The sequence below is a fragment of the Roseinatronobacter domitianus genome, from assembly GCF_023336755.1.
In the GTDB taxonomy this organism is placed as follows: Bacteria; Pseudomonadota; Alphaproteobacteria; order Rhodobacterales; family Rhodobacteraceae; genus Roseinatronobacter; species Roseinatronobacter domitianus.
The window spans coordinates 39,709-64,182 of record NZ_JALZWP010000002.1; the positions used below are offsets into that span (position 1 = coordinate 39,709).

The window sequence follows — 24,474 nt, forward strand, 5'->3', positions numbered from 1 at the left end:
TTAGCCCCCTTGGCGCGGACCACCGCCATTTTCCAACCGTTCCAGCGTTTGCGCTGGAACGCTGTCTTGCGAAAGTTGCGTGATAAGCCGCGCGCGGACCTGTTCTGGCATGCGTGCGTTGCCTTCAACCTGCGCGATCAGACGCGCGCGGCGTTCCGGGTCCAGCATGACCATCTCAGGCTCGTCAGGCTGTATCTGGCCCTCGGCATTCTGACGCAACGGGCGCACCAGAATACCTGCCCCCAGCATCGGGCCAACTTCGCGCACGATCTCTGCCCCGGCAAGCGTGCCCACCTCCACGATCACATCGTCGCCCTGCCGGCGCAACACGCGGGCGGGCCGGGCGCTCAAACGGTTATCTTCGCCAATGACCAGAACCTCGCCACCCGCGGTAATGGCCCTTGCGGGCAACAAGGCCACACGGTCCAGCGCTGGTTCGGACAAGCGCACAGTCACGAAATCGCCGGGCCGAAAACCGCGCGGATTGGCGAGTTCGACAAACACCTCGCGCCCGCTTTGCCCCGTGGCCACCGTGGCCGAAGCCCGCACCAGACGACCGGGCGACGAAATCTCATAGCCGGCCACTTCCAAAGCGACCTGAGCGCCTGCATCGCGCAAGCGTCCGTCTTCATCAATCAACCGCAGATACTGCGCGGTCGATACCCGCACAGATACTTCCAAGGCGGCAGGGTCGATGATGCGGGCCAGTTGCTCGCTCGTATTCACAAGCCGCCCTTCGACCAAGGCGACATCGGCCAAGGTGCCGGAAATACCCGCGCGCACCGTTGTGTCCGCCAAGCGCCGCGCGGCCTCTGAGACGGTGATCTTTTGGCGGTCCAACGCCGTGGCAGCCTGATCGGCACGCGCTTCGGCACTGGCTTGGGCTTGCTTGCGCCCCACAAGCGCCTGTCGGGCAGAGGCAACCGCCAATTCCGATTCTTCCAGCGCCGCTTCGGTTGCCACGCCGCGTTCGGTCAGCCCGACGCGCCGCTCCAACGCACGGGCGCGCAGATCGAATTGCGCCTGCGTGGCTGCCACATCTTCGGCAGCAAGGGTCAGGGCGCGTTCTGCTTCGCGCAATTCGGCCTCGGCACGGGCAAGATCGCTTTGCGCAATGGCAAGCGCCGCTTCGGCATCCGCCGGGTCTACCCGGAACAAGACCTGCCCGGCCGTCACCTCTGCCCCGTCCTCGACACCTTCACCCAGCTCTATGATTTGTCCGCCGACCGGTGCGCGCAGTTCCAGCGTGCGCTGGCTGCGCACTTCGCCAAAGGCTGACAACACCGGTTCAACCTGCCCCGGCGTTACGGTCACAGCGCGCACTGTAAAGACCCGCTCGCGCGCTTCGCCGCCACGCCCGCCAGCTTCTTCGGCCCGGCTTTGAATGGCGCCGACCAATGTCGCCCCGGCATAGACCAAGGCCGAAACAGACACAGCGGCCAAGAACAGCCCCAACAGGCTGCGGGTTAGAAAACGCATGGCTACTCCAAGTTTGCTACACCCTATACGCGCCGCGCGCGCAGATGGTTCAACCCGCTATAACGCCGCAGCCCATCATTTCCGTCGCAAATGTTCGTCCAGACGGGGAAAAATCTCGACAAAGTTACAGGGGCGGTGGCGGAAATCGAATTGTTTGGACAGGATTTCGTCCCAGGCGTCCTTGCAGGCACCGGGCGATCCGGGCAACGCGAACAGGTAAGTGCCCTGCGCCACCCCCGCGCAAGCCCGCGACTGGATGGCCGATGTGCCGATCTTCTCCATCGAGACAATCGTGAACACCGTCCCGAACGCCTCTATCTCTTTTTCATACACGTCGCGATGCGCCTCGACCGTGACATCGCGACCCGTCAGACCGGTGCCGCCGGTGGTCAGGATCGCATCAATGCCATCATCAGCACACCAGTCGCGCAGCTTCGCGGCAATCTGCGCGCGTTCATCACGGACAATATCGCGCGCCGCCAGCACATGGCCCGCACCCTCGATGCGCGCGGCCAGAGTGTCGCCCGAACGGTCATCCGCCAGCGCGCGCGTGTCGGACACGGTCAGCACCGCGAAACGCACGGGTAAAAACGGTTTATCGGGGTCGATGCGGCTCATGTCAGCTCTCTCAGCTTGGCTTGGAGTGATAATAGATCAGCCCACGCCTCGCGTTTGGCGGCGGGGTTGCGCAGCAGGTAGGCGGGGTGCAGCATGGGGATCGTCGGGCGGCCCAGAACACGCGCCCATTCGCCCCTCTCCTTGGTGATCCGCACGTCGCGCTCCAGCACGGTGCCCGCCGAGACGCGCCCCATCAGGATAAGAATATCCGGGGCCGCGAGTTCAATATGGCGCAACACGAAGGGCCGCATCATCGCGCGTTCCTCTGTCGAGGGGTCGCGGTTCTGCGGCGGACGCCATGGCAGAACGTTGGTGATATAAATCGCGCGGGCCGGGTCGGGGGTGTCACGCCCCATGCCGATGGCCGCGAACATGCGGTCCAGCATTTGCCCGGCTTCACCGACAAAGGGCTTGCCGACGCGGTCTTCTTCGCGGCCCGGCGCTTCGCCCACGATCATGACGCGCGCGCCGGGTTGGCCATCACAAAACACCAGATTGCGCGCGCCGCGCTTCAACTCGCAATGCTCATAGGCACCCATGGCGGCTTGCAGCGCGTCCAGATCGCCCGCCGCCTGCGCCATAGCTTGCGCCTGTGCCACCGGGTCCACCTGCGGTTCTGCTGCAACCGGGGCGGCTTGCGCGGCAGGGGGCGGTGCGCTTGGTTTGGTCAGCTTCGCAGGCAAGTCACAGCGATTGACCGGCGCATCGCAAATCGCATCCGTCGCGCCAAGCTCTGCCTGCCACGCCAGATAGGCGCGCGCCAGATGCCAGTCGTCTTGCCAAACCGATTCCATGTGCAACAGGTAGCGTGCCCGCGCCCCAAGGGAAAGCACACGGTTTACCCTTGCCGCATGGTGGCAGGGTTTCTATACCCGTGGCGCTGACCCAAAGCGCGAGTGCCCCATGACCTTTACCCAAGATCACCTGCTGGGGATCGAACATCTGCACCCGGTCGAGATCACGACACTGCTTGATCTGGCACAGGACTATGTCGCTCTGAACCGCAGCGCCGAAAAGCATGGCCGCGCGCTGGAGGGGATGACCCAGATCAACATGTTCTTCGAGAATTCGACCCGCACACAGGCCAGTTTCGAGTTGGCGGGCAAGCGTCTAGGTGCGGATGTGATGAACATGTCCATGGCGCAATCCAGCCTGAAAAAGGGCGAAACGCTCATCGATACCGCGCTCACGCTGAACGCCATGCACCCTGATCTGCTGGTGGTGCGGCACGGCAATTCCGGCGCGGTGGACCTGCTCGCGCAAAAGGTGAACTGCGCGGTACTGAACGCGGGCGACGGCAGGCATGAACACCCCACGCAGGCGCTTTTGGATGCGCTGACCATCCGCCGTGCCAAGGGGCGGCTGCACCGCCTGACCGTCGCCATTTGCGGTGACATTGCCCATAGTCGGGTGGCGCGTTCGAACCTGATTCTGCTGGGCAAGATGGAAAACCGCGTGCGCCTTGTCGGCCCCGGAACGCTGATGCCAAAGGGCGTCGAAGAGTTCGGCGTCGAGGTGTTCGACGACATGAAGGCCGGGCTTGAAGGTGCCGATGTGGTCATGATGCTGCGCCTGCAACGCGAGCGGATGGATGGCGGTTTCGTGCCCTCGGAACGCGAGTATTTCCACCGCTACGGGCTGGATGCCGAGAAACTGGCTTATGCCAAGGATGACGCCATCGTCATGCATCCCGGCCCGATGAACCGGGGCGTGGAAATTGACGGTGCGATTGCCGATGACATCAACCGGTCGGTGATTCAGGAACAGGTGGAAATGGGCGTCGCGGTGCGCATGGCAGCGATGGACCTGCTGGCGCAAAACCTGCGCCGCCGCCGTAAACGCGACCGCTTGCGGAGCATTGCCAATGAATGAACCCATCGAATCGCGCCCCGACACGGACGATATCCCGCTGGAACCCGACGAGAAGCTGTTGCGCGAGATCCGCTCTGACAAGGGACGCTACTGGCGCGACCACGGTATTCTGGGAGTGCTGGGCATGGTCGGCGCGGGCGTGGTGCTGTGGGCCATCGGGTCGCCCTATGCCGCGATCGGCGCGCTGGGGGCAGTGCTGGCCTTGGCTGTGCGGGGCGCGTGGCTGTATACCGAGCAGATGAAATTCCGCTGGCGGTTGACCAATGCGCGGCTGATCGGGCCGGGCGGGCGCAGCGTGTATTTGCTGGAACTGACGCAAGTGCGCCGCCTGATGGGCGATATCCAGATCATCACCAAGGCGGGCGACAAATACCTGATAAAGCACATCGACGGAGCCGAACGGGTGGTGGCCGACATAGAGGCCGCGCGCCTGAAACGGTCCAAGCGCAGGGAAGTGTAAGCCGTGACGCAGATCAGCCTGCACCCCGGCGAACGGCTTATTGCCCGCGTGCCACAGGACCGTGAGGTTGCGATCCTGACCGAAGCGCTGTTCGGAATGCTTGGTATGTCGGTGGTCACTGTGGGGCTTTACGTTTTTGACCAGGCAACCGGGGACCAAAGCGAAAGGTCGTGGCTAGGCACATTGATGACGCTGGGTTTTCTGTTCGGCCCGATTGTCGCGCAACGGTTGATGCGGCCCATGCCGGTCTATTGGCTGACCGATCGCCGCCTTGTGCTGGACCAGAACACAGAGGTCATGCTGACGGATATCCGCCGCATTCGCGTCTGGCTGACAGGGCTGATCCTGCACACCGATACCCGTCGCTACGCGATCCACCTACTGGCCAACCCCTCTGCCGTGGCGGCCCTGCTGCGCAACACGATTGCTAGATAAGGAAAACTGCTGATGCTGTGGTTTCACAATGCAAGGCTGATCGACCCAGAGGCGGGGACCGACACAATCGGTTCCCTGCTGGTGCAGGGCGGTGCGATCATAGAACGCGACGGTCCCTGCCCCACGGGCGCGCAAGCGGTCGATTGCGGCGGCAAATGCCTGGCCCCCGGCATTGTCGATATGGGTGTGCAGGTGGGCGAACCGGGCGCGCAGCACAAGGAATCGCTGCGCACTGCCGGGCTGGCGGCCGCGCGCGGGGGTGTGACAACCATCGTCATGCGCCCCGACACTGACCCCGCCATCGACACCCCCGAAGTGCTGGAATACGTCACCCGCCGCGCCAGCGCGCGCACACCGGTGAACATCCGCGCCATGGCCGCGCTGACCCGTGGGCGCGATGGGCGCGAAATGGCAGAAATCAGCTTTCTGCTGGATGCGGGTGCCGTGGCCTTCACCGATGGCGACCGCGTCAGCACCGACACCAAGGTTCTGTCACGCTGCATGGCCTATGCGCGCGGGCTTGGCGCGCTGGTCATCGGCCACCCGCAAGACCCCGGTCTGTCGCAGGGCGCTTGTGCGACGTCGGGTAAATTCGCGTCCTTGCGCGGTTTGCCCGCCGTGTCGCCCATGGCCGAACGCATGGGGTTCGACCGTGACATGGGCTTGGTCGAAATGACCGGCGTGCGCTACCATGCCGATCAGATCACGGTCGCCCGCAGCCTGCCCGCGCTGGAACGCGCCAAGGCGAACGGTCTGGATGTGACCGCAGGGATATCCATTCACCATCTGACGCTGAACGAGCTGGACGTGGGCAGCTACCGCAGCTTCTTCAAATTCACCCCGCCCTTGCGATCCGAAGACGACCGCCGCGCCATGGTGCAGGCGGTGGCCGACGGCCTGATCGACGTCATCTGCTCCATGCACACCCCGCAGGATGAGGAATCGAAACGCCTGCCCTTCGAGGAAGCCGCCGCCGGCGCGGTGGGACTTGAAACATTGCTGCCCGCAGCGATGCGGCTTTACCATTCCGAAGGGCTGGATCTGCCACGGATCTGGCGCGCGCTGTCCTTCAACCCCGCGCAACGGCTGGGACTGGCAAGCGGGCGATTGTCGCATGGCGCCCCCGCCGATCTGGTCCTGTTCGACCCCGATGCGCCCTTTGTGCTGGATCGCTTCAAACTTGCGTCGAAATCCAAGAACACGCCCTATGACGGCGCTCGCATGGAAGGCCGTGTGCTGGCAACCTATGTCGGTGGCGCTTGCGTGTTCGATGCGGCAGAGGTGGCGGCATGATCCCGGACCTTGTGACTCCGCTGTGGCTGCTGGGGCTGGTGGGGCTTGGCTCTTACGCGCTCGGCTCCATTCCCTTCGGTGTGGTGATCGCCCGCGTCATGGGCTTGGGCGATCTGCGCGCCATCGGGTCGGGCAATATCGGCGCGACCAATGTCATGCGCACGGGCAACAAGGCAGCGGGTGTCGCCACTTTCGCGCTGGATGCGCTGAAAGGCGCGATTGCCGCGCTGCTGGCGGGATGGCTGATCGGGCCGGACGCCGCGCAGGTGGCCGCCTGGGCAGCGTTCATCGGCCATCTTTACCCCGTCTATATCGGGTTCAGGGGCGGCAAGGGGGTTGCGACCTTTATCGGCATTGCGCTGGCGCTGGCATGGCCTGTCGGGCTGGCCACCTGCGTCACATGGATCATTACCTTCAAGGCCAGCCGCTATTCGTCACTCGCCGGGCTGACAGCCTGCGGGATGTCGTCGATCTATGCCGGGCTCATGGGCTATCTGCCGGTTGTGGGCGTGCTTGTGGTGGCGAAACTGCTGGTCTTTTACAAGCACCGCGAGAATATAAAACGACTGTGGAACCGAACGGAGCCAAGGTTCAAGAAGAAGACTGCCAGGTAGGCAACGGCAGCCTCGTTGCCTCGTCCAGCTTGCACGACCGGCTTGTCAAAACAATATGTTCCAGTAGTCTCGAGCTTCTGATCACTACCGGTTCGCAAAATAGGAGGCACCATGTCTGACATCCGAAACGAAATCCGCACTCATGTGGCGCAGGCGCAGTTTGATCCGACGATAAAGGCCGAAATTGAAGACGCCCTGCGTGTCGATACCCGAAATGGCGCGCCGGTGGCACAGATCCTAGACAATGCAGCCCTATCAAATGCCGAAAAGGCAAGCGAATTGGGGGCTTTGGCAATCACCGGTCCGGGTGGCATACGTGGCGCGATCGCCATCGGGATCATCATCGGAATTCTGCTTTAGACAAGTCTCGAGGCTTGAAAGGGAATCAGAACCCCCAGGGTCGTGCGCCTGAGAGTGCGCAAGTGCTTGCCACGCAGAATGCGCAGGTCAGAACAACGACCCCTGTTCCGGCTTGGGCTTTGTGCCCTTGCCAGATTTGGGCCGTTTGCCCGCCATGACGTCCAGCGTGCCATCCCTGAATTCCACCTGAAGCGCGTTTGCTTGCCCGGCACGGGTGGCAGATGTCACAACCTCCCCGGCGTCATCCCGGACCACAGCATAACCGCGCTGCAAGGTCGCCGGGTAGCCCAAGGATTGGCGCAGCCGTTCCAACGATGCCAGCCGTGTGCCCAAACTGTCCAGCCGTGCCAGCGCGGCGCGGTCTGCGCGGGCCGATTGCCCATCAAGGCGTTCGCGCCCCCGCGCGATCTGGGTGTTGAGCGCGGTGGGGCGCAGCCCCGCCGCGGCCCCGCGTAACTCTTGGCGTTTGCTTTGCAGCGCCGCGCGCAGACTGCCCGGCACCCGTTCGGCCCATTGGTCAAAGCGCTGCATGGCGGGCGCGAGCAGGTTCTCTGGCCGTGGCAAGGCCCGCCCCACATCGCGCAGACGTTGGCGGCGCAGCGCCACGCTTTGCGCCCCACCACGCACCAAGCGCGCGTTCAGGTTCGACACATGCGCCACAAGATCGGCCTGAACCGGCACTGCGATTTCTGCCGCCGCCGTGGGCGTTGGCGCGCGCTGGTCGGACGCGTGGTCGATCAGTGTGGTATCGGTTTCGTGCCCGACCGCAGAGATCAGGGGAATGTCACTTGCTGCCGCCGCGCGCACGACGATTTCTTCGTTGAACCCCCAAAGGTCTTCGATGGACCCGCCGCCGCGCGCCACGATCAGCACATCGGGGCGCGGGATGGGACCGCCGGGGGCAAGCGCATTGAAGCCTTCGATCGCCTGCGCCACCTGCGGCGCGCACCCCTGCCCTTGCACCGCCACTGGCCAGACCAGCACATGCACCCCGAACCGATCGCTCAGCCGATGCAGGATGTCGCGGATCACCGCCCCCTGGGGCGAGGTCACGACACCAACCACGCGCGGCAGATACGGCAAGCGGCGTTTGCGCCCGGCATCGAACAGCCCTTCGGCGGCCAGCGCTTTGCGCCGCGCTTCCAGCATGGCCATCAGCGCGCCTGCGCCAGCAGGTTCGATGCTTTCAACCTGCAACTGATATTTCGATTGCGGCGCAAAGGTGGTCAGTCGGCCTGTCGCGATGACCTCCATCCCTTCCTCTGGGCGCACCTTCATGCGGGCGACCTGCCCCTTCCAGCTGACCCCCGCAATCACGGCGCGGTCGTCTTTCAGGTCGAAATACATGTGCCCGGTGCGCGCGATCACCACGCGCCCGACTTCTCCGCGCACGCGGACGCGGCCAAATTCGCCTTCCAGCGTGCGTTTGACCGCGCCGGACAGGTCGGACACCGTAAATTCTGGCGTATTGCCCGGAATTGCATCCTCTGGGCCATCTATCAGGTCCATGCCGCGCGCCTTTGCTTGTCACCGCTTGGCGCACAGCCTAGAACGCGCGCAGGCAAAGGCCAAGAGAGGGCGGTCGATGAATATCCTTGTTCTGGGCAGCGGCGGGCGCGAACATGCGCTGGCATGGGCGATCCTGCAAAACCCCAAATGCGACCGGCTGATCTGCGCGCCGGGCAATGCGGGCATGGACCAGATTGCTGATTGCGCCGATATCGACATTTGCAATGGCTCTGCTGTGGTCGCCTTCTGCGAGGCAGAGGCGATTGATTTCGTCGTCATTGGCCCGGAAGCACCCTTGGCCGCAGGCGTGGCCGACCGGCTGCGCGATGCGGGCGTAACCTGTTTCGGCCCTTCGGCGGCAGCGGCGCGGCTGGAAGCGTCGAAGGCGTTTACCAAGGAAATCTGCGCCTCCGTGAACGCGCCCACCGCCGCCTATGCGCATTTCACCGATGCCAAAGCGGCCCGCGCCTATGTTCAAGCCCAAGGCGCGCCCATCGTGGTCAAGGCCGATGGCTTGGCCGCGGGCAAAGGCGTGATCGTGGCCATGGCGCTGGATGATGCGCTTGGTGCCATCGACACCATGTTCGGCGGAGAATTCGGGGACGCTGGCGCAGAGGTCGTGATCGAGGAATTCATGACCGGCGAGGAAGCGTCTTTCTTCGTGCTGGTCGATGGTGAGACCTGTCTGCCCATCGGCACTGCACAGGACCACAAGCGCGTGGGCGACGGCGACACGGGGCCAAATACCGGCGGCATGGGCGCTTACAGCCCGGCCCCGGTGCTGACCGATGCAATTGCCCAAGCCGCACTGGACGACATCATCCGCCCCACCATGGCGGAAATGGCGCGACGCGGGATGCCCTATCAGGGCGTGCTATATGCCGGGCTGATGATAGAGGACGGCAAGCCTCGGCTGGTCGAATACAACGCCCGTTTTGGCGACCCGGAATGCCAGGTGCTGATGATGCGGCTGGGCGCTCAGGCGCTGGACCTGATGCTGGCCTGCGCCGAAGGGCGGCTGGACCAAGCTCAAGCGCATTGGGCCGATGACCATGCGCTGACGGTGGTGATGGCGGCGCGGGGTTATCCGGGCAGCTATGCCAAGGGCACCGTTATCAGCGGTTTGGACCAATGCCCAGAGGACAGCTCGCACATGGTTTTTCACGCAGGCACAAGGGCCAATGGCGGACAAGTGCTTGCCAATGGCGGGCGGGTGCTGAACGTGACCGCGCGCGGTGCAACGCTGGCAGAGGCACAGGGCCGCGCCTATGCGATGGTCGACCACATCGACTGGCCCGACGGGTTCTACCGCCGTGATATTGGGTGGCGGGCGCTCTAGGGCGGGGACTTGCCCCGCCGCGCCGTCAACAGACGCCCGCTACTCTACCACCAGCATATATCCCGCGCCGCGCACGGTTTGCAGGTGGCGCGGAGATTTCGGATCGGCTTCGATCTTGCGGCGCAGACGGGTGATCTGCACATCGACCGCGCGTTCTTGCCCAACTTCTCCGCCATGACCGGCCCGGTCACGGCCAAGGTAATCGACCAATGCCTCGCGGCTTAGCACTTCCCCGGAATGTTGCGCGAATAAACGCATTAACGCGGCTTCGGTCTGGGTCAGACGAATGGGCGTATCGCCGCGCTTCAATTCTCCCTTTTCAATATCGTAGCGCAGCGCCCCGATGAACAGCAATTGCGGGCGCAAAGGTTCGGCAACATCGCTTGGGCTGCGCCGCAAAATTGCATTGATACGCAGCACCAGCTCTCGCGGCTCGAACGGTTTGGGCAGGTAGTCATCCGCGCCCGCTTCCAACCCGTCGATCCGGTCCTCTGGCCCACCGCGCGCCGTTAACAGCAAGATCGGGACATCGCTGGACTGCCGGATCGCGCGGGTCAATGTAATCCCGTCTTCGCCCGGCATCATCACGTCCAGCACGATCAGGTCGAAGGCCAGCCCTGCCAGCACCCGCCGCGCATGGACAGCATCCCGCGCGATCGTCACCCAGAACCCGTTGCGCATCAGGTATTTCTGAAGCAGGGACCGGATGCGGGAATCGTCATCAATGACCAGAAGGTGTGGTGCCGTGTCTTCGGGCATCAGCGTCCATCCTTCAGCGCGTTATAGGTATGGCGGATATCATCATCCATCATCGCTTCCAACACTTGCCGGAACCCGGCCACCGCCTGCGGCCCCGCCGCGCGGTAAGCCGCCCGCATGCGCACCCGCTGCGCTTCGGCCAGCTTGCGTTCCAGCTCTTGCCCAGCCTCTGTCAGGAAAAGGTTGCGCTCGCGCCGGTCGGTGCGGCCCACGCGCGCCACCACCAAGCCGTCCGCGATCAGGCCGCGCAGCACGCGGTTCAACGATTGCTTGGTGACACCAAGGGTGTTCAACAAGTTGTTCACCGTGGTCCCATGACTACGGTTAATGAAGTGCAGCGCCCGATGATGCGCGCGGCCATATCCGTATTCCTCCAGAATACGGTCAGGATCAGCGGTAAAGCCACGATAGGCGAAGAACATCGCCTCTATCCCTTTGCGAAGCTGCTCATCCGTCAGGAAAAGCAGATTCTCGCCGCTGCTGGGGTTTGGTCCGGTTTGCACCATGCATCGCCTCCCGATGTTACAGCTTCGATCACTCTTTGGGCAATGTTATGTCAGCCTTGTTGACATTCCAAGACCGAATCGGTAGCCAATGCTGGAAATCGCGTAACTTTATGTCCGATGCGGACCTAACTTGCGCAATATTTGAAAACTATGCACATGGAGGCACCGATGGCCGGGGCGTATGACGACAGGGACGGGTTTATCTGGATGGACGGCAAGCTGGTGCCGTGGCGCGATGCCAATGTGCATATCTTAAGTCATGCCATGCATTATGCGTCTTCCGTGTTCGAGGGCGAGCGCTGCTATGACGGCAAGATCTTCAAAGGCCATGAGCATTCCGAACGCCTGCTGGAATCGGGCCGCCTGCTGGATATGCCAATCCCCTACACCGCCGACCAGATCGACGCCGCCAAGGCCGAAGTGCTGGCCGCCAACAAGCTGAGTAATGCTTACGTGCGCGCGGTCGCATGGCGCGGTGCGGGCGAAGATATGGGCGTTGCCGCCCGCCGCAACCCGGTGCGTCTGGCCGTCGCTGCGTGGGAATGGGGCGCTTATTACGGCGACGCAAAGATGCAGGGCGCGAAGCTGGATATTGCCAAATGGCGCCGCCCCTCGCCCGACACGATCCCGACTGCCGCCAAAGCCGCGGGCCTGTATATGATCTGCACCATGTCAAAACATGCGGCAGAGGAAAAAGGCTGCTCGGATGCGCTGTTCTATGATTATCGCGGCTATGTGGCCGAAGCGACCGGTGCAAACGTGTTCTTCGTCAAGGATGGCGAAGTGCACACCCCTATCCCCGATGCGATCCTGAACGGCATCACCCGGCAGACCGTTATCGCCATGCTGCGCGACAAGGGACTGGTCGTGCATGAACGCCACATCCTGCCGGAAGAACTGGACTCATTCAGCGAATGTTGGCTGACCGGCACGGCGGCAGAGGTCACACCGGTAGGCCAGATTGGCGACTACCACTTTCAGGTTGGCGCAATCACCCGCGATGTGGCTGAAAGCTACGAAGCACTGGTGCGGGCCTGACACAGGCAGCACCACGGCTCAGACCTTGCGCGCCACGATAAAGGCGCGCAGGTCGCGGCCACGGCTGGCGTGCCATTCGGTCGGGTCACAGGCAAATCCGGCTTGCCGCAGCGCCTGTTCCAGATCTGTTGCCGTGACCATCGTCAGGTAGGGTGCCTTGCCCACCGCTTGCAAGACCGGCACCAACCAACGGATGTAGAAGGGCGCGGCACCCAAACACGGGGTTTTCGAAATAAACACCCCGCCTTCGGGCAAAAGCCTGTGAACATGGGCTAGCGTGCCGGGCAGATCACGCAGCAAGTGCAGGTAATTCTGGGCAAGAACCACGTCGAATTGTTCTGGCCCGAAATCCTCGGCCTGTGCCACCTGAAAGGTCAGGTTCGCCATCGGCTGCGCGGCCAGCCGTCCTTTGGCAATCTCGATCATGCCTGGCGCGATATCGCTAGCAGTATAGCTTTCGGCATGCGGGGCAAGTGACATGGCGGTCAGGCCAGTGCCGCACCCCAGTTCCAGCACACGCCCGCCACGCAAGACCGGCTTTATCTGCTCCAAACTGCGAGAGTAGCCGTCCATATCCCCAATCTTGGCGCGGGCGTAGCGCGGGGCCATTTTGCTCCAGAACTCCGCGTCTTGCATGACAACTCCTTTCGGTTTGGCACAGGTGTAGCAGAGCGCTGCGCGCGTTTGAATTGGCATCTGTTCGCCCACGCGGTAGACAGGTTGAATGACCCCGTGCCTTTATTCCTTCCGCCGCTGCCCCTATGCAATTCGCGCGCGTCTGGCGCTGGCTTCAACCGGCGTGCAGGTAGAGTTGCGCGAAATCTTGCTGCGCGACAAACCAGCGGCGTTCTTGGCCACCTCTCCCTCTGGAACAGTGCCGTGCCTTGTGACGGGCGACGGTGTGATTGATGAAAGCCTGGACATCATGCTCTGGGCGCTGCGCCAACATGACCCGGAGGGCTGGCTGGACATGCCCCAAAAGGGGTATGACTGGATCGCGCGCAATGACGGGCCGTTCAAACATGCGCTGGACCGGGTAAAATATGCCAGCCGCTACCCGAAAGACGATAGCGCCGCGCATCTGGCCGATGCCTGCGCCCATCTGTCGGCCTTGGATGCAACGCTGGATGAATGGCTGTTCGACCGCCCCACATTGGCTGATTACGCCATGCTGCCCTTCATCCGGCAATTTGCCTTTATCGACAAACCGTGGTTCGATGCGCAGGATTGGCCGCGCCTGCATGGCTGGCTTGCGTGCTTTCTGACCTCTGGCCGTTTTGCCAAGGTCATGACAAAGGCCCCGGTCTGGGCCGAAGGCGATGCGCCCCGCCTCTTCCCCTAAGCGCCCCTGCCCCCTATCTAGGGTCAAGGCAAGGATGTGGGGCTTATGGGTATCGGGCGTTTAGCAGGCGATGTGCTGCGTGGGGTGGAAGACACCGCCGCGCAACTTGGCAATGCTGTCACCGGCGGTGTGTTTGACAATCGGTTGCGGCTGGGTGTGACGGGGCTATCGCAGGCGGGCAAGACGGTGTTCATCACCTCACTGGTGGCAAACCTGCTGGACCGCGGGCGTATGGGCGGGCTGCAAGCCGTCAGCGATGGACGGATCGATGCGGCCTACCTGCAACCGCAACCCGATGACACGATCCCGCGGTTTGAATATGAACGCCATCTGGCCGCGCTGACCGGCCCCAATCCGCATTGGCCCGACAGCACGCGGCAGGTGTCGCAACTGCGGCTTTCCTTCCGTGTGCGGTCGGGCGGAATGCTGGGCGGTTTGCGCGGCGCACGCGTGCAGCATCTGGATATTATTGATTATCCGGGCGAATGGCTGCTGGACCTGACGCTGCTGGACAAAAGCTTTGCCCAATGGAGCAGTGACCTTTTGGCCGCCATGCAACGACGTGACTATGCAGCGGCCTATCTGGACGCCTTGTCAGGCACCGACCCCGACGCCCCCCATGATGAAGCCCGCGCGCAAGACCTGGCCGCCAGCTTTACCGACTATCTTGGCGCGGCGCGGGCGGCAGGCTTGCCCGATATCTCTCCGGGACGGTTCCTGCTGCCGGGCGATCTGGCGGGCAGCCCGGCGCTGACATTCGCGCCGATGACGCACAAGGGCCAGCGCGGCAGCTTGGGGCGCGAGATGGAACGCCGGTTCGAGGCCTACAAGGCGCAGGTCGTGCGCCCGTTCTTTCGCGACCATTTTGCCCGGATCGACCGCCAGATCGTGCTGGCAGATGTGCTGGGCGCGGTTCATGCCGGGCCAGATGCCGTGGCCCAACTCGGCCAGACGATGACCGAGCTGTTGTCCGCCTTCCGCCCCGGTCGCAATGCGTGGCTGACCAGACTGCTGGGCGGAAAGCGCGTGGAACGCCTGCTTTTTGCCGCAACCAAGGCCGACCACCTGCACCACAGCCAACACGCGCGATTGACCGGTTTGATGGCGGCGCTGCTGCGCCAAGCCCGCGACCGGGCTGATTTCGCGGGCGCACGAACAGAAGCCATGGCCATTGCCGCCGTGCGCGCCACGGTCGAGGAACAGCATACCCGTGAGGGCGAAACGCTTGATTGCGTCCGTGGCACATTGATGGAAAGTGGCAAGCAAGCTGCGTTCTTCGCCGGTGCCTTGCCCGAAGACCCTATGGCGCTGATCGGACCTGCGCGGGACGGGGCGGCAAAATGGCTCGATGCCGATTTCGGCGTCATGCAGTTTGCCCCCGTCGGGCTGACCCGTCGCCCCGGTGACGGGCTGGCGCATATCCGGCTGGACCGCGCCGCGCAATTCCTGATCGGAGACATGCTATGAGCCGCGGCCCCACCCTGATTGAGCTGGATGACACGGCAACCGACACCCCGGCCACCGCCCCGCAACCCCCCGAAGATACCCCACCCACGGGCGCAGCCATGCAGGCCACACTCGCACTGGGACGGCGGCGTATGTCATGGCTGGGTCGCATGGGCTGGGCAGCGGCGCTGGCGCTCCTGGGCATGGCCCTGTCACTCGCGGCCTGGGATTTCGTCACCGGGCTGATAGCGCGCAACCCATCGCTGGGTTGGGTCGCAGGCGGGCTTCTGGGGTTGGTGGCGCTGGCCTGTCTGGGGGTAGCCTTGCGCGAATGGGCCGGATTCAGACGATTGCGGCGTCTGGATGACCTGCGCCAGTTAGCCGACCGCGCGCGCCACGACGACACCAGAGCGACCGCCCTAAAGCTGATGGACCGCCTGTCCGGCCTTTATAGCGCGCGCCCCGAAATGCGCTGGCACCGCGACCGACTGGCCGAACTTGCCCCCGACAAACCCGATGCCGAGGGGCTGTTGCACCTGACGGAAACCACGCTTCTGATGCCGCTGGACCAAGCCGCCTGTGCCGAGGTCGAAGCCGCCGCGCGGCAAGTTGCCCTACTGACCGCAATGCTGCCGATGGCGCTGGTCGATGTGGTTGCAGCGCTTGCGGTCAACCTGCGAATGATCCGCAGGATTGCTGAAATCTATGGCGGGCGCGCGGGCGCTTTGGGCAGCATCCGCCTGCTGCGCGGCGTGGTGGCACATCTGCTGGCCACAGGGGCTGTGGCCGTGGGCGAGGATATGCTGGGCACGGTTGCGTCTGGTGGCGTGGTGTCGAAACTGTCACGTCGCTTTGGGGAAGGGCTGGTCAATGGTGCCCTGACCGCGCGGCTGGGGATTGCCGCCATGAGCATCTGCCGCCCCCTGCCCTTCGTGGCTGTGCAAAAACCCCGAACCGGCGCTATCATGTCAACAGCCGTCAGCGGGTTGTTCGAGCGCGCGAACAGCTAAGGCAGAGGGCGACCAAGGATGCGCGCAAGCACGTATCCTGCTCGAAATGCGCGTTGGGCCAATCCTTTGCATCGCACACCAATCCCTGCCCGACCGGGCCAAGCTGGCAACATCTTAGCTGATCCGCCATGTCTTGCCAGTTGCCGATGTGATGCTACCTGCCTCGGCATCACCAGATGTTACGCTCGGACCGGGGGATGTGGCACAAACACAGCGGGGCGACGGGCAGTAAGCTTGAAAAGCGCGACTTGAAAAGCCACCAGCACACAAGGTTCGGGGCCCGCGAGCGCGACCCTGAAAAAGATCATTGCCCCGTCAATATGCGGGCGGCGATAGTTCGATTTGTCTGCTGTCCATAGCACCCGGCAAAGCGGGCTTCGCCCCCAGCCATTACGCGCGGTTGCGCAACACCCGCGTCAGCGCCAGATGGATCGCAGGCGCATCCTCCCATTCCAGCCGCACCGGCAAGGTCGTCACTTTCTGGCGAAAGCTGCGCGGCAGGCGCACCGCGTCTTTCTCTGTCGTGACCATCTGCGCGCCCAGCGCCTTGGCCTCTAGCTCCAGCCGGGTCATCAGCGCGTCACTCAGGCGTTGATGGTCCGACAGCGCCTCTGCGCGCAGCAAAACTGCGCCTTCCGCGCGCAAGGTCGCAAAGAACTTCTCTGGCCGTCCGATCCCGGCAAAGGCAAGAACCTTCTGGCCATGAAACGACAGGCCCATGGCAAGGGGTTTGAGCGCGGCTCCCAGCACCGGCACTGGATACGCCGCCAGTTTGCGAAACGCCGCGACCTGATCTGGCCCGCCAATCGCAACGATCATGTCAGCCCGCGCCAGCCCCTTGGCCACCGGTTCACGCAGCGGACCGGCGGGCAGCACCCGTCCATTCCCAAAGCCAAGGCCTGCATCCACAACCACCAAGGACAGATCCTTACGCAAGGCGGGGTCCTGAAACCCGTCATCCAGAATCAACACCTCTGCGCCGGCCGCCTGCGCCAGCCGCGCGGTCGCCGCGCGGTCGCGTCCAACCCAGACCGGCGCGAAAGCGGCCATCAGAAGCGGTTCATCGCCCACATCCTCGGCGCTGTGCTGGCGTTCATTCACCTGCACCGGCCCCGGCAATCGCCCGCCATAGCCGCGTGACAGAACATGCGGCTGCACCCCCTGCCCTTGCAGCAACTGCACCAGCGCGATCACCGTCGGAGTCTTGCCAGTGCCACCGATATTGATATTGCCCACGCAAATGACCGGAACATCGGGGCTGAAGCGCACGGGTTGCCTTAGCCGTCGCGCCGTCGCTGCCGCATAGAGCGCGCCAAGCGGCGCCAACAGGGTCGCCAAAACAGAGCGCGGACGAAACCAGAATCCGGGTGGCTGCATGGCGTTATTCCCGGTGTGTGGCCAACAGGGCCGTGACAAGAATTTCTGTCGCTTCGGACCCTTCCGAAACAACCTGCCAGCCGCCATGCGCAAGCTCTGCCGCGCGTTCCGGCCGCAAGACGCTGCGCATCATCGCGCCAAGGGCATCGGGCCGCGTTACACGCCGCGACGCCTGCCGCTCTGCCAACATGTCGAACGCGGCGTCAAACCGCCCACTTTCCGGGCCGTGGACGATAGCGCAACCCAGACCTGCGGGTTCCAGCGGCGAATAGGTGCTGCCGGTGCTGAAACTTCCCCCCATGTAGCAGGCGACCGCCAGCCGATACCACAAGCCGCGCTCGCCCTCGGTATCGGCAATATAAACCTGTGTTTCGGGCAGCAGGGGGTCGTCGCGTGATCGAAGCGCCATGTTGAACTGATGCGCAAAACGGTCATACAGCGCCGGGCCGCGCATTGGGTCGGCGGGATGCAGAATCAGCGCCAGCCGATGGGTTTCGCGCAAGGCTTCCTGCTGGACGGCAATGACCCGCTCCTCTTCTTCGGGCGGCACGCCCGCAGCCAGCCAGACCGTGCGCTGGCGCAGAGCGTCTGCAAGGGCTTCGCGCTCGGTCTCGTTGCATTTCAACGCCAAGGGCGCTTGCGACAGTGTGCCGATGACTGACAAGCGGTCAGCGGGCACGCCAGCACCCTGCCATTGTGCCAGCCAATCTTCTTTGGCGAGATAAACATGCGACACCCGAGCAAAGACGCGCCGCGCATGACCGGGAATAAAGGACCAAAGCCCCGTTGTCTGGGGCGCGGGCATTTCGGCCACCAGAATACGTGTTCGCTGCCGCGTCAGCGTTGCAACCAATGCCGAATCAAGAGAGCGCGTGGCCAAAAGCGCCGTCGAAACCCGCGCCCCTTGCCCAAGCAGACGTGCAAGGCGCGCCCCGTCATCATCGCACGCAATGCACAGGCGGCGCGGTATTTCAGGCGGTGCGGTGCAGTCTTGCGGAAAGCTGAGCACCACACCCGCCGACTCGTCCGCCTGCAAAACCGCTTCCGACAACGCGGCCAGCTTTTCCAACCGGCGCGGGGTGTCGCAATGGAACCACAGCAAAGGGTCGCCCAGCCCGGCGATTACGGACAAGCCGGGAAAATACGATGCCTGTTCATCCTTGCCGGTCACGCCTGCGGCTCTCCTATGTCGAAAACGCAACCCGCCTTTCGGTGCGTCATCCCAGCCTGCGCGCCAACAGCTCTGCATGCAAGACGGGACTGGCGGCAATAACCCCCGGCGCAAGCGGGGTTTCGGTATTGAACAGCAGCGTGTTGCCCCGGTCGTCACTGACGCGTCCACCCGCTTCTTCAACAATCAGCGCGCCGGCGGCAATGTCCCAATGCCATGCCGGTTTGAACGTCAACATCGCATCAAATGCGCCATCGGCGACGAGCGCCAGACGCCATGCCAGCGCGGGGCGAAAAAACCGCTCGGCCTCTGGTGGACCACCGGGCCAGAACCCGGCGTCAAATTGGCTACGCGCCGCCAGCACACGCGCGCGCCCCGATGGCGCGGCCACAGAAACCGGCGCGCCATTGCAAAACGCCCCTTGTCCCAATGCGGCACTGTAGGTCTGACCCAGACGCGGCACATGGATCGCTGCGGCGACAGGGCGCCCGTGCTCGACCAGACATACCGGATGCGCAAACCCGTCTTGCCCGGCCAAATAGGCTCTGGTGCCATCCAGCGGGTCCACAATGAACACACGCGCGCAGCCCAGCCTGTCCGGGCTATCCGGGGTTTCTTCCGAAAGCCAGCCGTGGTCAGGGCGCGCGCCAAGCAGCATGTCTTTCAGATGCGCATCGATCTCAAGGTCCACCTCAGAGACAGGCCCTTGCCCCTGCCCCTTGTCCCAGACACGCGGTGCGCGCCCGAAATGGCGCAATGCAATTTCGCCTGCCAGTTGCGCGGCCTGCGTAACCAGCTCCAGGTCGTCAGTCACCGGCAAGGGTCATCCCCTCGACCAGCAACGATGGCACAACATGCGAAAGATGTGTCCGCGCGTCATTGGCCGGAATGATCCGCCGCAGCATGTCGCGCAGGTTGCCCGCGATTGTGCATTCGTTGACCGGATAGGCGATTTCACCGTTTTCGACCCAGAACCCGCTTGCCCCGCGCGAATAATCGCCGGTGTTGGGATTAATCGTGGACCCGATCAGCGACGTGACCAGCAAGCCGGTGCCCATCTGCGCGATCAGGTCTTCACGGCTTGGCGCGCCTTGGGTCAGCGCCCAGTTGGTGGTGCCGGGGCTTGGCGGCGCAGAGGTGCCGCGCATGGCATTGGCCGTGCTCTCGAGCCCAAGCTTGCGCGCCGATGCAAGGTCCAGAACCCAACCCTGCAACATCCCGTCTGCCACAAGGTCGCGCGCCCGTGTCGCCAGCCCTTCGGCGTCGAACGGGCGCGAAGCACTGGCGCGAAGGCGGTGCGGGTCTTCATGCAAGGACAGTCCCTTGGGCAATACTTGCTCGCCCATGGCATCACGCAACCAGCTTGATCCGCGCGCGATGGACGCGCCGTTGATTGCCGACACAAGATGCCCGATCAGCCCGCTGGCCACGCGTTCATCATACAGAACCGGATAGGCACCGGTTTTCGGGCGCCGCGCGCCATGCCGGGCCACAGCCCGTTCGGCGGCCAAGTGCCCGATCGTTTCCGGGGCTGGCAGATCCGCTTGAAACACCCGCCCCTCGCCGCACCAGTCGCGCTCCATCGCCGTGCCTTCGCCGCTGATCGCGACACAGCTTGTGTGCCGGGACGTGCGCGCATAGCCACCGCTAAACCCGTTGGTCGCGGCCAGCCAGATTGCCTGCTGACCGTACGCGGCAGAGGCCGATTGCACCTGCGTCACCCCAGCCACTGAAAGCGCTGCGGCTTCGGCACGGCGCGCGTCTTCTTCCAGCGTGGCCGGGTCGGGCTCGGCCGCCGGGTCGAACAGGTCCAGCCCATCGGCACTGCGCAACATGGCAAGGCGGTGGCTGTCGGCCAGCCCCGCATAGGGGTCTTCGGGCGCTTCGCGGGCCATCGCAACCGCGCGCGCCGCCATAGCTGCAAGCGTTTCCGGCCGTGTGTCAGAGGACGAGATGCAAGCCTGCCGTTGGCCTACAAAAACCCGCAGCCCAATTTCCAGCCCCTCCGAGCGTTCTGCCTGTTCCAGTCCGCCCTTGCGCACGTCAATGGACACCGAACGCCCCTCGACCGCCATTGCATCGGCGGCATCAGCGCCCGCATCCTTGGCTGCGCGCAACATGGCTTGGGCCAGCGGTGCCAGCGGTGCGGTCAGCTCATCACTCTGCATCGGACGATCCTTTTGTCGAGGGCTGCGCCTGATCTAGTGCGAACCGGCACGAATTGGAATGGCATACGGCCGCATTTTGCGCAGGTTCCGGGTCGGCAAGGGCCGGTAGGCCAGCATAATCCAATGCGGATGACCCCGGAGGCGCGCCCACCCATGACAACGCTGACCCTTTTGCTGTTCCTCTTGCCGCTGGCCTTTAGCCCCGGACCGGGCAACCTGTTTTTCGCGGCCCATGGCGCGCGGTTCGGCTGGCGCAAGTCGCTGCCTGCGCTTGCGGGGTATCATGCGGCAACGATAACCGCGGCCCTTGCGGTAGGTGGTGGACTGTTGGTTGTGGCTGGGCCGGACACGGCCCGCCTGCTGCTCTGGGCCGGGACCGGCTACATGATATGGCTGGCCCTGCGGCTGTGGCGCGCAAGCAGCCTTCCCCGTCAGACAGATGCCAACCATGCCAGCCTCTGGGACGGCGTGCCACTTCTGGCCCTAAACCCCAAAGCATGGGCGATCATGGCCGCCCTTTTTACCCAGTTCCCATCCGCCGACTGGCAGACAATGACCTGGGTTGCAGCCGTGTTCACCATCAACAATGCGGTCGCCTTTTTGCTCTGGACCGTGCTGGGCCAATCCTTGCTTGCACGCATCCAAAACCCGGCCCATCTGCGCCAGATCAACAGAGCCTTTGCCGTGCTCCTTGCCGCTGTCGCCATCTGGGTGGCTGTCTGCTGATGCCTACCACCAACCGCTGCGACAATTCCGCAATTGCTGATCATACATCACCGATCGGCTGGCCACGCGATCCGCAACCTGCAACAACCATGGCTTGGAATTGTAAGTCCCACGCGCGAAGCCTGTATGCCCGTCATGATAGGCCAGATACTGGTTGCGGGCGTCATTCAGGGCAATGCCGTTACGCTCACGTGTTTTGTTGGAATACCAGCCCACGAAATCCGTTGCGTCCCGAATATCGGTGCGGTCCGCGCGGCGATTGCCGGTTTCCCGGCGATACTCGTCCCACGTGCCGTCAAGTGCCTGACTATACCCCAACGCAGAGCTTTGGCGCCCCAGCGGGATCACGCCCAGCGCATAGCGCACAGGCGTCTGCGCATCCCCGATGAAGCGGCTTTCAGCATGGATGATCGCCGCCTGCACAGCCAGCGGAATGCCCCATTTGCGCTCGCTCGCGCGCATCGCCGCGAAATATTTCGGCCGCTCGGATTGCATGGCACAGGCATCGTCCAGATTGCGCGGCGCCGAAAACTCGCGTCCGCCGCACGCCGATAGCAACACCGCGACTGCGATGATTAAAGGAATTCTGCTCATATCTGCCTCGATTTTTTGTGCTGAACACTAACGGGTCTGACCTGAAAAGTAATCCCCCATCCTGCCCAACTGGGGCAGTAGTGGCGAAAACGTGACCTGATCCGTGCAAACCGCGCGGTCTTAACATTCCGTTCAGATCCCCCTGCTAAATTAGACGGTGGGTAAAAAGGTGGGTAAACATGGCACGTGCTGACAATGTCAGGCCGATAATCATCAAACGCAAAAAAATTGTTGCGGGGGGTGGGCATCATGGTGGCGCTTGGAAAGTGGCCTATGCCGATTTCGTGACAGCGATGATGGCGTTCTTTCTCATGTTGTGGTTGCTCGGCTCCGTCAGTGATGACGAACGCAAGGGGATTGCAGATTATTTTTCGCCGACCTTCGCGGTCGACAGCCAATCCTCCGGAGGGGACGGGGCTTTGGGCGGCTCTTCCATTTCAACAGTCTCCTCTCTCACCGACGAGATCGCCACAGCAGAAGCATACCAATCGGAATCGCAAGCGTTGCAAGATGTCGTGGACGCATTTGCAGCCCTTTCCGGGGAAAGCGCACATGCCGAACAATTGCTGAAACACGTTAATATAAGGTTGACCGACGAGGGCCTCGTTGTCACCCTGTCCGACCTGCCTGACGCGCCGCTGTTCGATCCGTCCGGTGCAACTGCGCGGCCTGTTCTGTTGCAACTTGTGCCGCTCATGACAGAAGCGATGCGCATTGTTCAGAACCCGCTTGCCATCGGCGCGCATTCGCAAGCGTTTCCGGCGGTTCTGCGTAACAATCCTGTGTGGGAACTTACGCTCGCGCGGGCTGCGGCAACCCGTCACCTCGTTCTGGAAAGCGGTTTCGATCCGGAGCGCCTGAAGCGGGTGACGGGCCATGCCGACCGGACCCCGGCCCTGCCCGACAATACAATGGCGGCGCAAAACAACCGTCTGGAACTTATATTGTTGCGTAGCGTGCGATTGTGAAACCCGATTAGGGGGAAATTAAGATGCGCGGTGGATAGTGATGGGAAGAATCAGCAACCCATCACGGAGCGGCCATGAGCATCACCTCTTCCTTGAACGCGGGCATTTCGGGACTGCGCGCCAACGCGACACGGCTCTCGACCATCTCCGACAATATCGCGAATTCCGCGACCTATGGTTACAGACGGGCGCAAACCTCGTTTCATTCTATGGTAATCGGCAGTGGCCTCGCCAATCAGGGGGCCTACAGCGCCGGCGGTGTCAGAACATCCACCTTGCGGCTTGCCGACCAGGGGGGCGCGTTGATCGGCACGCAGAACGCGACCGACATCGCCGTGAATGGTCGTGGGTTTTTACCCGTCACCTCGGAACTCGGCGCGCAACTCCATGACGGTACCGCGCCGTTGTTTCTGACCACCACGGGGTCTTTCCGCCAGGATGCGGATGGCTATCTGCGAAACCCGTCCGGGATGGTTCTCATGGGCTGGCCTGCCGCCGAAAACGGTACTGTCCCACCGAATGTGCGCGACAATACCAGCGCTCTACGCCCGATTCAGGTCGCAATGAACCAGCAGGCGTCATTTCCAACCAGTCGAATCAATATGGCGGTCAATTTGCCTGCAAGCGAAACTCTTTCGGGCGCTGTGGGGGATCCATCCTTCCTGTCAGTTGCCTATTTCGACACTGTCGGCCTGCCGGGCACTCTGGACGTAACCTTTCAGCCCAGCGGCGCTGCAAACACCTGGAACATGAGCATTGCCGACCAGTCCAGTGGTGCGATTGTCGGCGAATACGAACTGGTATTCGACAACAGCCCCAGCAGTGGCGGCACCCTGTCCTCCGTGTCGGCCCTCGGTGGGTCGGGCAGTTATGACCCGGCCACCGGCAGTGTCGATCTGACCGTCGGCGTGCAGCAAATCAACCTGCAAATCGGGCGATTGGGCGAAGCGGGCGGGTTAACCCAACGCGGCTCGACCTTCTCTCCGGCCGGGGTCACACAGGATGGATTTGGTGCCGGCAATCTTATCGGGCTGACGATCGATGCCAGCGGCAATCTGGATGCGATCTACGACCAAGGCTTTCGCCGAACGCTTTTTCGGGTGCCTTTGGTCGATGTACCAAATCCGAACGGGCTGACCTCGGCGAACGATCAATCCTTTCAGGTCTCTCGTGAGAGCGGCCAGTTTTTCCTATGGGATGCCGGTGATGGCCCCGTAGGCGAATTCGTCGGCTTCGCGCTTCAGGAATCCGCAACCGATGTCGCCGAGGAATTAACGAACCTGATCCAGACGCAGCGTGCCTATTCCTCGAATGCCAAAGTCATTCAGACGGTCGACGAAATGTTCCAGGAAACCAACAATATCAAGCGTTAAGACAACGCCGACAAAGT

The 24,474-nt window shown here is 63.1% G+C and carries 26 protein-coding genes; 14 read left to right on the top strand and 12 right to left on the bottom strand.

All coding sequences use genetic code 11. From position 1 onward, the window contains the following. The 3 genes from M3N55_RS02310 to M3N55_RS02320 form a co-directional block, all read right to left on the bottom strand. A complete protein-coding gene (locus tag M3N55_RS02310; protein WP_249056010.1) occupies window positions 1–1,479 on the bottom strand; it encodes an efflux RND transporter periplasmic adaptor subunit in 1,479 nt (492 codons plus the stop codon). A gap of 75 nt (window positions 1,480–1,554) precedes the next feature. Further along, window positions 1,555–2,097 carry a molybdenum cofactor biosynthesis protein B gene (moaB, locus tag M3N55_RS02315; RefSeq protein WP_249056012.1) on the bottom strand — a complete coding sequence of 181 codons (543 nt, stop codon included), beginning with the start codon at window positions 2,095–2,097 and terminating at the stop codon, window positions 1,555–1,557. Further along, entirely contained in the window at window positions 2,094–2,891 is a 798-nt protein-coding gene (locus M3N55_RS02320) for a uracil-DNA glycosylase (protein ID WP_249056578.1), read from the bottom strand. The genes moaB and M3N55_RS02320 overlap by 4 nt, the downstream gene beginning before the upstream one ends. 109 nt (window positions 2,892–3,000) lie before the next feature. Between M3N55_RS02320 and M3N55_RS02325 the strand changes: the two genes are divergently transcribed. From M3N55_RS02325 to M3N55_RS02350, 6 genes are all read left to right on the top strand, one after another. Continuing rightward, entirely contained in the window at window positions 3,001–3,969 is a 969-nt protein-coding gene (locus M3N55_RS02325; protein ID WP_249056013.1) for an aspartate carbamoyltransferase catalytic subunit, read from the top strand. After that, complete coding sequence (locus tag M3N55_RS02330; RefSeq protein WP_249056015.1) at window positions 3,962–4,429, top strand: hypothetical protein; 468 nt, start codon at window positions 3,962–3,964, stop codon at window positions 4,427–4,429. The genes M3N55_RS02325 and M3N55_RS02330 overlap by 8 nt, the downstream gene beginning before the upstream one ends. A 3-nt stretch (window positions 4,430–4,432) precedes the next feature. After that, entirely contained in the window at window positions 4,433–4,864 is a 432-nt protein-coding gene (locus M3N55_RS02335) for a hypothetical protein (protein ID WP_249056017.1), read from the top strand. Window positions 4,865–4,873: 9 nt separating this feature from the next. Then, window positions 4,874–6,157, top strand: a complete 1,284-nt coding sequence (gene pyrC / locus M3N55_RS02340; RefSeq protein ID WP_428982587.1) for a dihydroorotase — start codon at window positions 4,874–4,876, stop codon at window positions 6,155–6,157. Next, window positions 6,157–6,771 (top strand): glycerol-3-phosphate 1-O-acyltransferase PlsY, encoded by a 615-nt coding sequence (gene plsY, locus M3N55_RS02345; RefSeq protein WP_249056579.1) that lies wholly within the window; start codon window positions 6,157–6,159, stop codon window positions 6,769–6,771. Before pyrC ends, plsY begins: the two co-directional genes overlap by 1 nt. 111 nt (window positions 6,772–6,882) lie before the next feature. Next, window positions 6,883–7,131, top strand: coding sequence for a hypothetical protein (locus tag M3N55_RS02350; RefSeq protein WP_249056020.1), 249 nt, complete (start codon window positions 6,883–6,885; stop codon window positions 7,129–7,131). Window positions 7,132–7,218: 87 nt separating this feature from the next. Here M3N55_RS02350 and xseA read toward each other — a convergent pair whose 3' ends face one another. Next, entirely contained in the window at window positions 7,219–8,634 is a 1,416-nt protein-coding gene (gene xseA, locus M3N55_RS02355) for an exodeoxyribonuclease VII large subunit (RefSeq protein ID WP_428982588.1), read from the bottom strand. Window positions 8,635–8,716: 82 nt separating this feature from the next. Between xseA and purD the strand changes: the two genes are divergently transcribed. After that, a complete protein-coding gene (gene purD / locus M3N55_RS02360; RefSeq protein ID WP_249056023.1) occupies window positions 8,717–9,979 on the top strand; it encodes a phosphoribosylamine--glycine ligase in 1,263 nt (420 codons plus the stop codon). A 39-nt stretch (window positions 9,980–10,018) separates the two neighbouring features. Here the strand turns inward: purD and M3N55_RS02365 are convergent, their stop codons facing one another. Both M3N55_RS02365 and M3N55_RS02370 read right to left on the bottom strand, forming a co-directional pair. After that, a complete protein-coding gene (locus M3N55_RS02365) occupies window positions 10,019–10,738 on the bottom strand; it encodes a response regulator (RefSeq protein ID WP_249056026.1) in 720 nt (239 codons plus the stop codon). Then, window positions 10,738–11,244, bottom strand: a complete 507-nt coding sequence (locus tag M3N55_RS02370; protein ID WP_249056028.1) for a MarR family winged helix-turn-helix transcriptional regulator — start codon at window positions 11,242–11,244, stop codon at window positions 10,738–10,740. The genes M3N55_RS02365 and M3N55_RS02370 overlap by 1 nt, the downstream gene beginning before the upstream one ends. Window positions 11,245–11,412: 168 nt before the next feature. Here M3N55_RS02370 and M3N55_RS02375 point away from each other — a divergent pair, with 168 nt between their 5' ends. Beyond that, on the top strand, window positions 11,413–12,282 hold the full coding sequence (locus M3N55_RS02375) for a branched-chain amino acid aminotransferase (RefSeq protein WP_249056030.1): 870 nt from the start codon (window positions 11,413–11,415) through the stop codon (window positions 12,280–12,282). 18 nt (window positions 12,283–12,300) lie between these two features. Here the strand turns inward: M3N55_RS02375 and M3N55_RS02380 are convergent, their stop codons facing one another. Next, window positions 12,301–12,918 carry a class I SAM-dependent methyltransferase gene (locus M3N55_RS02380; RefSeq protein ID WP_249056032.1) on the bottom strand — a complete coding sequence of 206 codons (618 nt, stop codon included), beginning with the start codon at window positions 12,916–12,918 and terminating at the stop codon, window positions 12,301–12,303. An 88-nt stretch (window positions 12,919–13,006) separates the two neighbouring features. Between M3N55_RS02380 and M3N55_RS02385 the strand changes: the two genes are divergently transcribed. From M3N55_RS02385 to M3N55_RS02395, 3 genes are read left to right on the top strand one after another with little or no spacing between them, the layout of a single operon-like run. Beyond that, a complete protein-coding gene (locus M3N55_RS02385; protein ID WP_249056034.1) occupies window positions 13,007–13,624 on the top strand; it encodes a glutathione S-transferase in 618 nt (205 codons plus the stop codon). Window positions 13,625–13,669: 45 nt separating this feature from the next. Then, the gene (locus M3N55_RS02390; protein WP_249056036.1) at window positions 13,670–15,091 is read left to right on the top strand and encodes a YcjX family GTP-binding protein; all 1,422 of its coding nucleotides are present in this window, start codon (window positions 13,670–13,672) and stop codon (window positions 15,089–15,091) included. Next, entirely contained in the window at window positions 15,088–16,080 is a 993-nt protein-coding gene (locus M3N55_RS02395) for a YcjF family protein (RefSeq protein ID WP_249056038.1), read from the top strand. Before M3N55_RS02390 ends, M3N55_RS02395 begins: the two co-directional genes overlap by 4 nt. Before the next feature lie 390 nt (window positions 16,081–16,470). On the opposite strand, the gene lpxK is transcribed toward M3N55_RS02395, so the two are convergent. Genes lpxK through M3N55_RS02415 form a run of 4 tightly spaced genes read right to left on the bottom strand, consistent with a single transcriptional unit; the run spans window position 16,471 to window position 20,796 of the window. Further along, window positions 16,471–17,457: a tetraacyldisaccharide 4'-kinase gene (lpxK, locus tag M3N55_RS02400; protein WP_249056040.1), complete on the bottom strand. Its 987-nt coding sequence runs from the start codon at window positions 17,455–17,457 to the stop codon at window positions 16,471–16,473. Between the two features lie 4 nt (window positions 17,458–17,461). Continuing rightward, window positions 17,462–18,628 (bottom strand): 3-deoxy-D-manno-octulosonic acid transferase, encoded by a 1,167-nt coding sequence (locus M3N55_RS02405; protein ID WP_249056042.1) that lies wholly within the window; start codon window positions 18,626–18,628, stop codon window positions 17,462–17,464. 46 nt (window positions 18,629–18,674) lie between these two features. Next, window positions 18,675–19,442, bottom strand: a complete 768-nt coding sequence (locus tag M3N55_RS02410) for a 3'(2'),5'-bisphosphate nucleotidase CysQ (RefSeq protein WP_346429248.1) — start codon at window positions 19,440–19,442, stop codon at window positions 18,675–18,677. Then, window positions 19,435–20,796, bottom strand: a complete 1,362-nt coding sequence (locus M3N55_RS02415) for a TldD/PmbA family protein (RefSeq protein WP_249056045.1) — start codon at window positions 20,794–20,796, stop codon at window positions 19,435–19,437. Before M3N55_RS02415 ends, M3N55_RS02410 begins: the two co-directional genes overlap by 8 nt. A gap of 153 nt (window positions 20,797–20,949) precedes the next feature. Between M3N55_RS02415 and M3N55_RS02420 the strand changes: the two genes are divergently transcribed. Beyond that, window positions 20,950–21,522: a LysE family translocator gene (locus M3N55_RS02420; RefSeq protein WP_249056047.1), complete on the top strand. Its 573-nt coding sequence runs from the start codon at window positions 20,950–20,952 to the stop codon at window positions 21,520–21,522. Window positions 21,523–21,525: 3 nt separating this feature from the next. On the opposite strand, the gene M3N55_RS02425 is transcribed toward M3N55_RS02420, so the two are convergent. Then, window positions 21,526–22,116: a transglycosylase SLT domain-containing protein gene (locus tag M3N55_RS02425; RefSeq protein WP_249056049.1), complete on the bottom strand. Its 591-nt coding sequence runs from the start codon at window positions 22,114–22,116 to the stop codon at window positions 21,526–21,528. A 179-nt stretch (window positions 22,117–22,295) separates the two neighbouring features. Here M3N55_RS02425 and M3N55_RS02430 point away from each other — a divergent pair, with 179 nt between their 5' ends. Both M3N55_RS02430 and M3N55_RS02435 read left to right on the top strand, forming a co-directional pair. Then, window positions 22,296–23,084, top strand: coding sequence for a flagellar motor protein MotB (locus tag M3N55_RS02430; RefSeq protein WP_249056051.1), 789 nt, complete (start codon window positions 22,296–22,298; stop codon window positions 23,082–23,084). A gap of 74 nt (window positions 23,085–23,158) precedes the next feature. Further along, window positions 23,159–24,457 (top strand): flagellar hook protein FlgE, encoded by a 1,299-nt coding sequence (locus M3N55_RS02435; protein WP_249056052.1) that lies wholly within the window; start codon window positions 23,159–23,161, stop codon window positions 24,455–24,457. Window positions 24,458–24,474 lie beyond the last annotated feature (17 nt).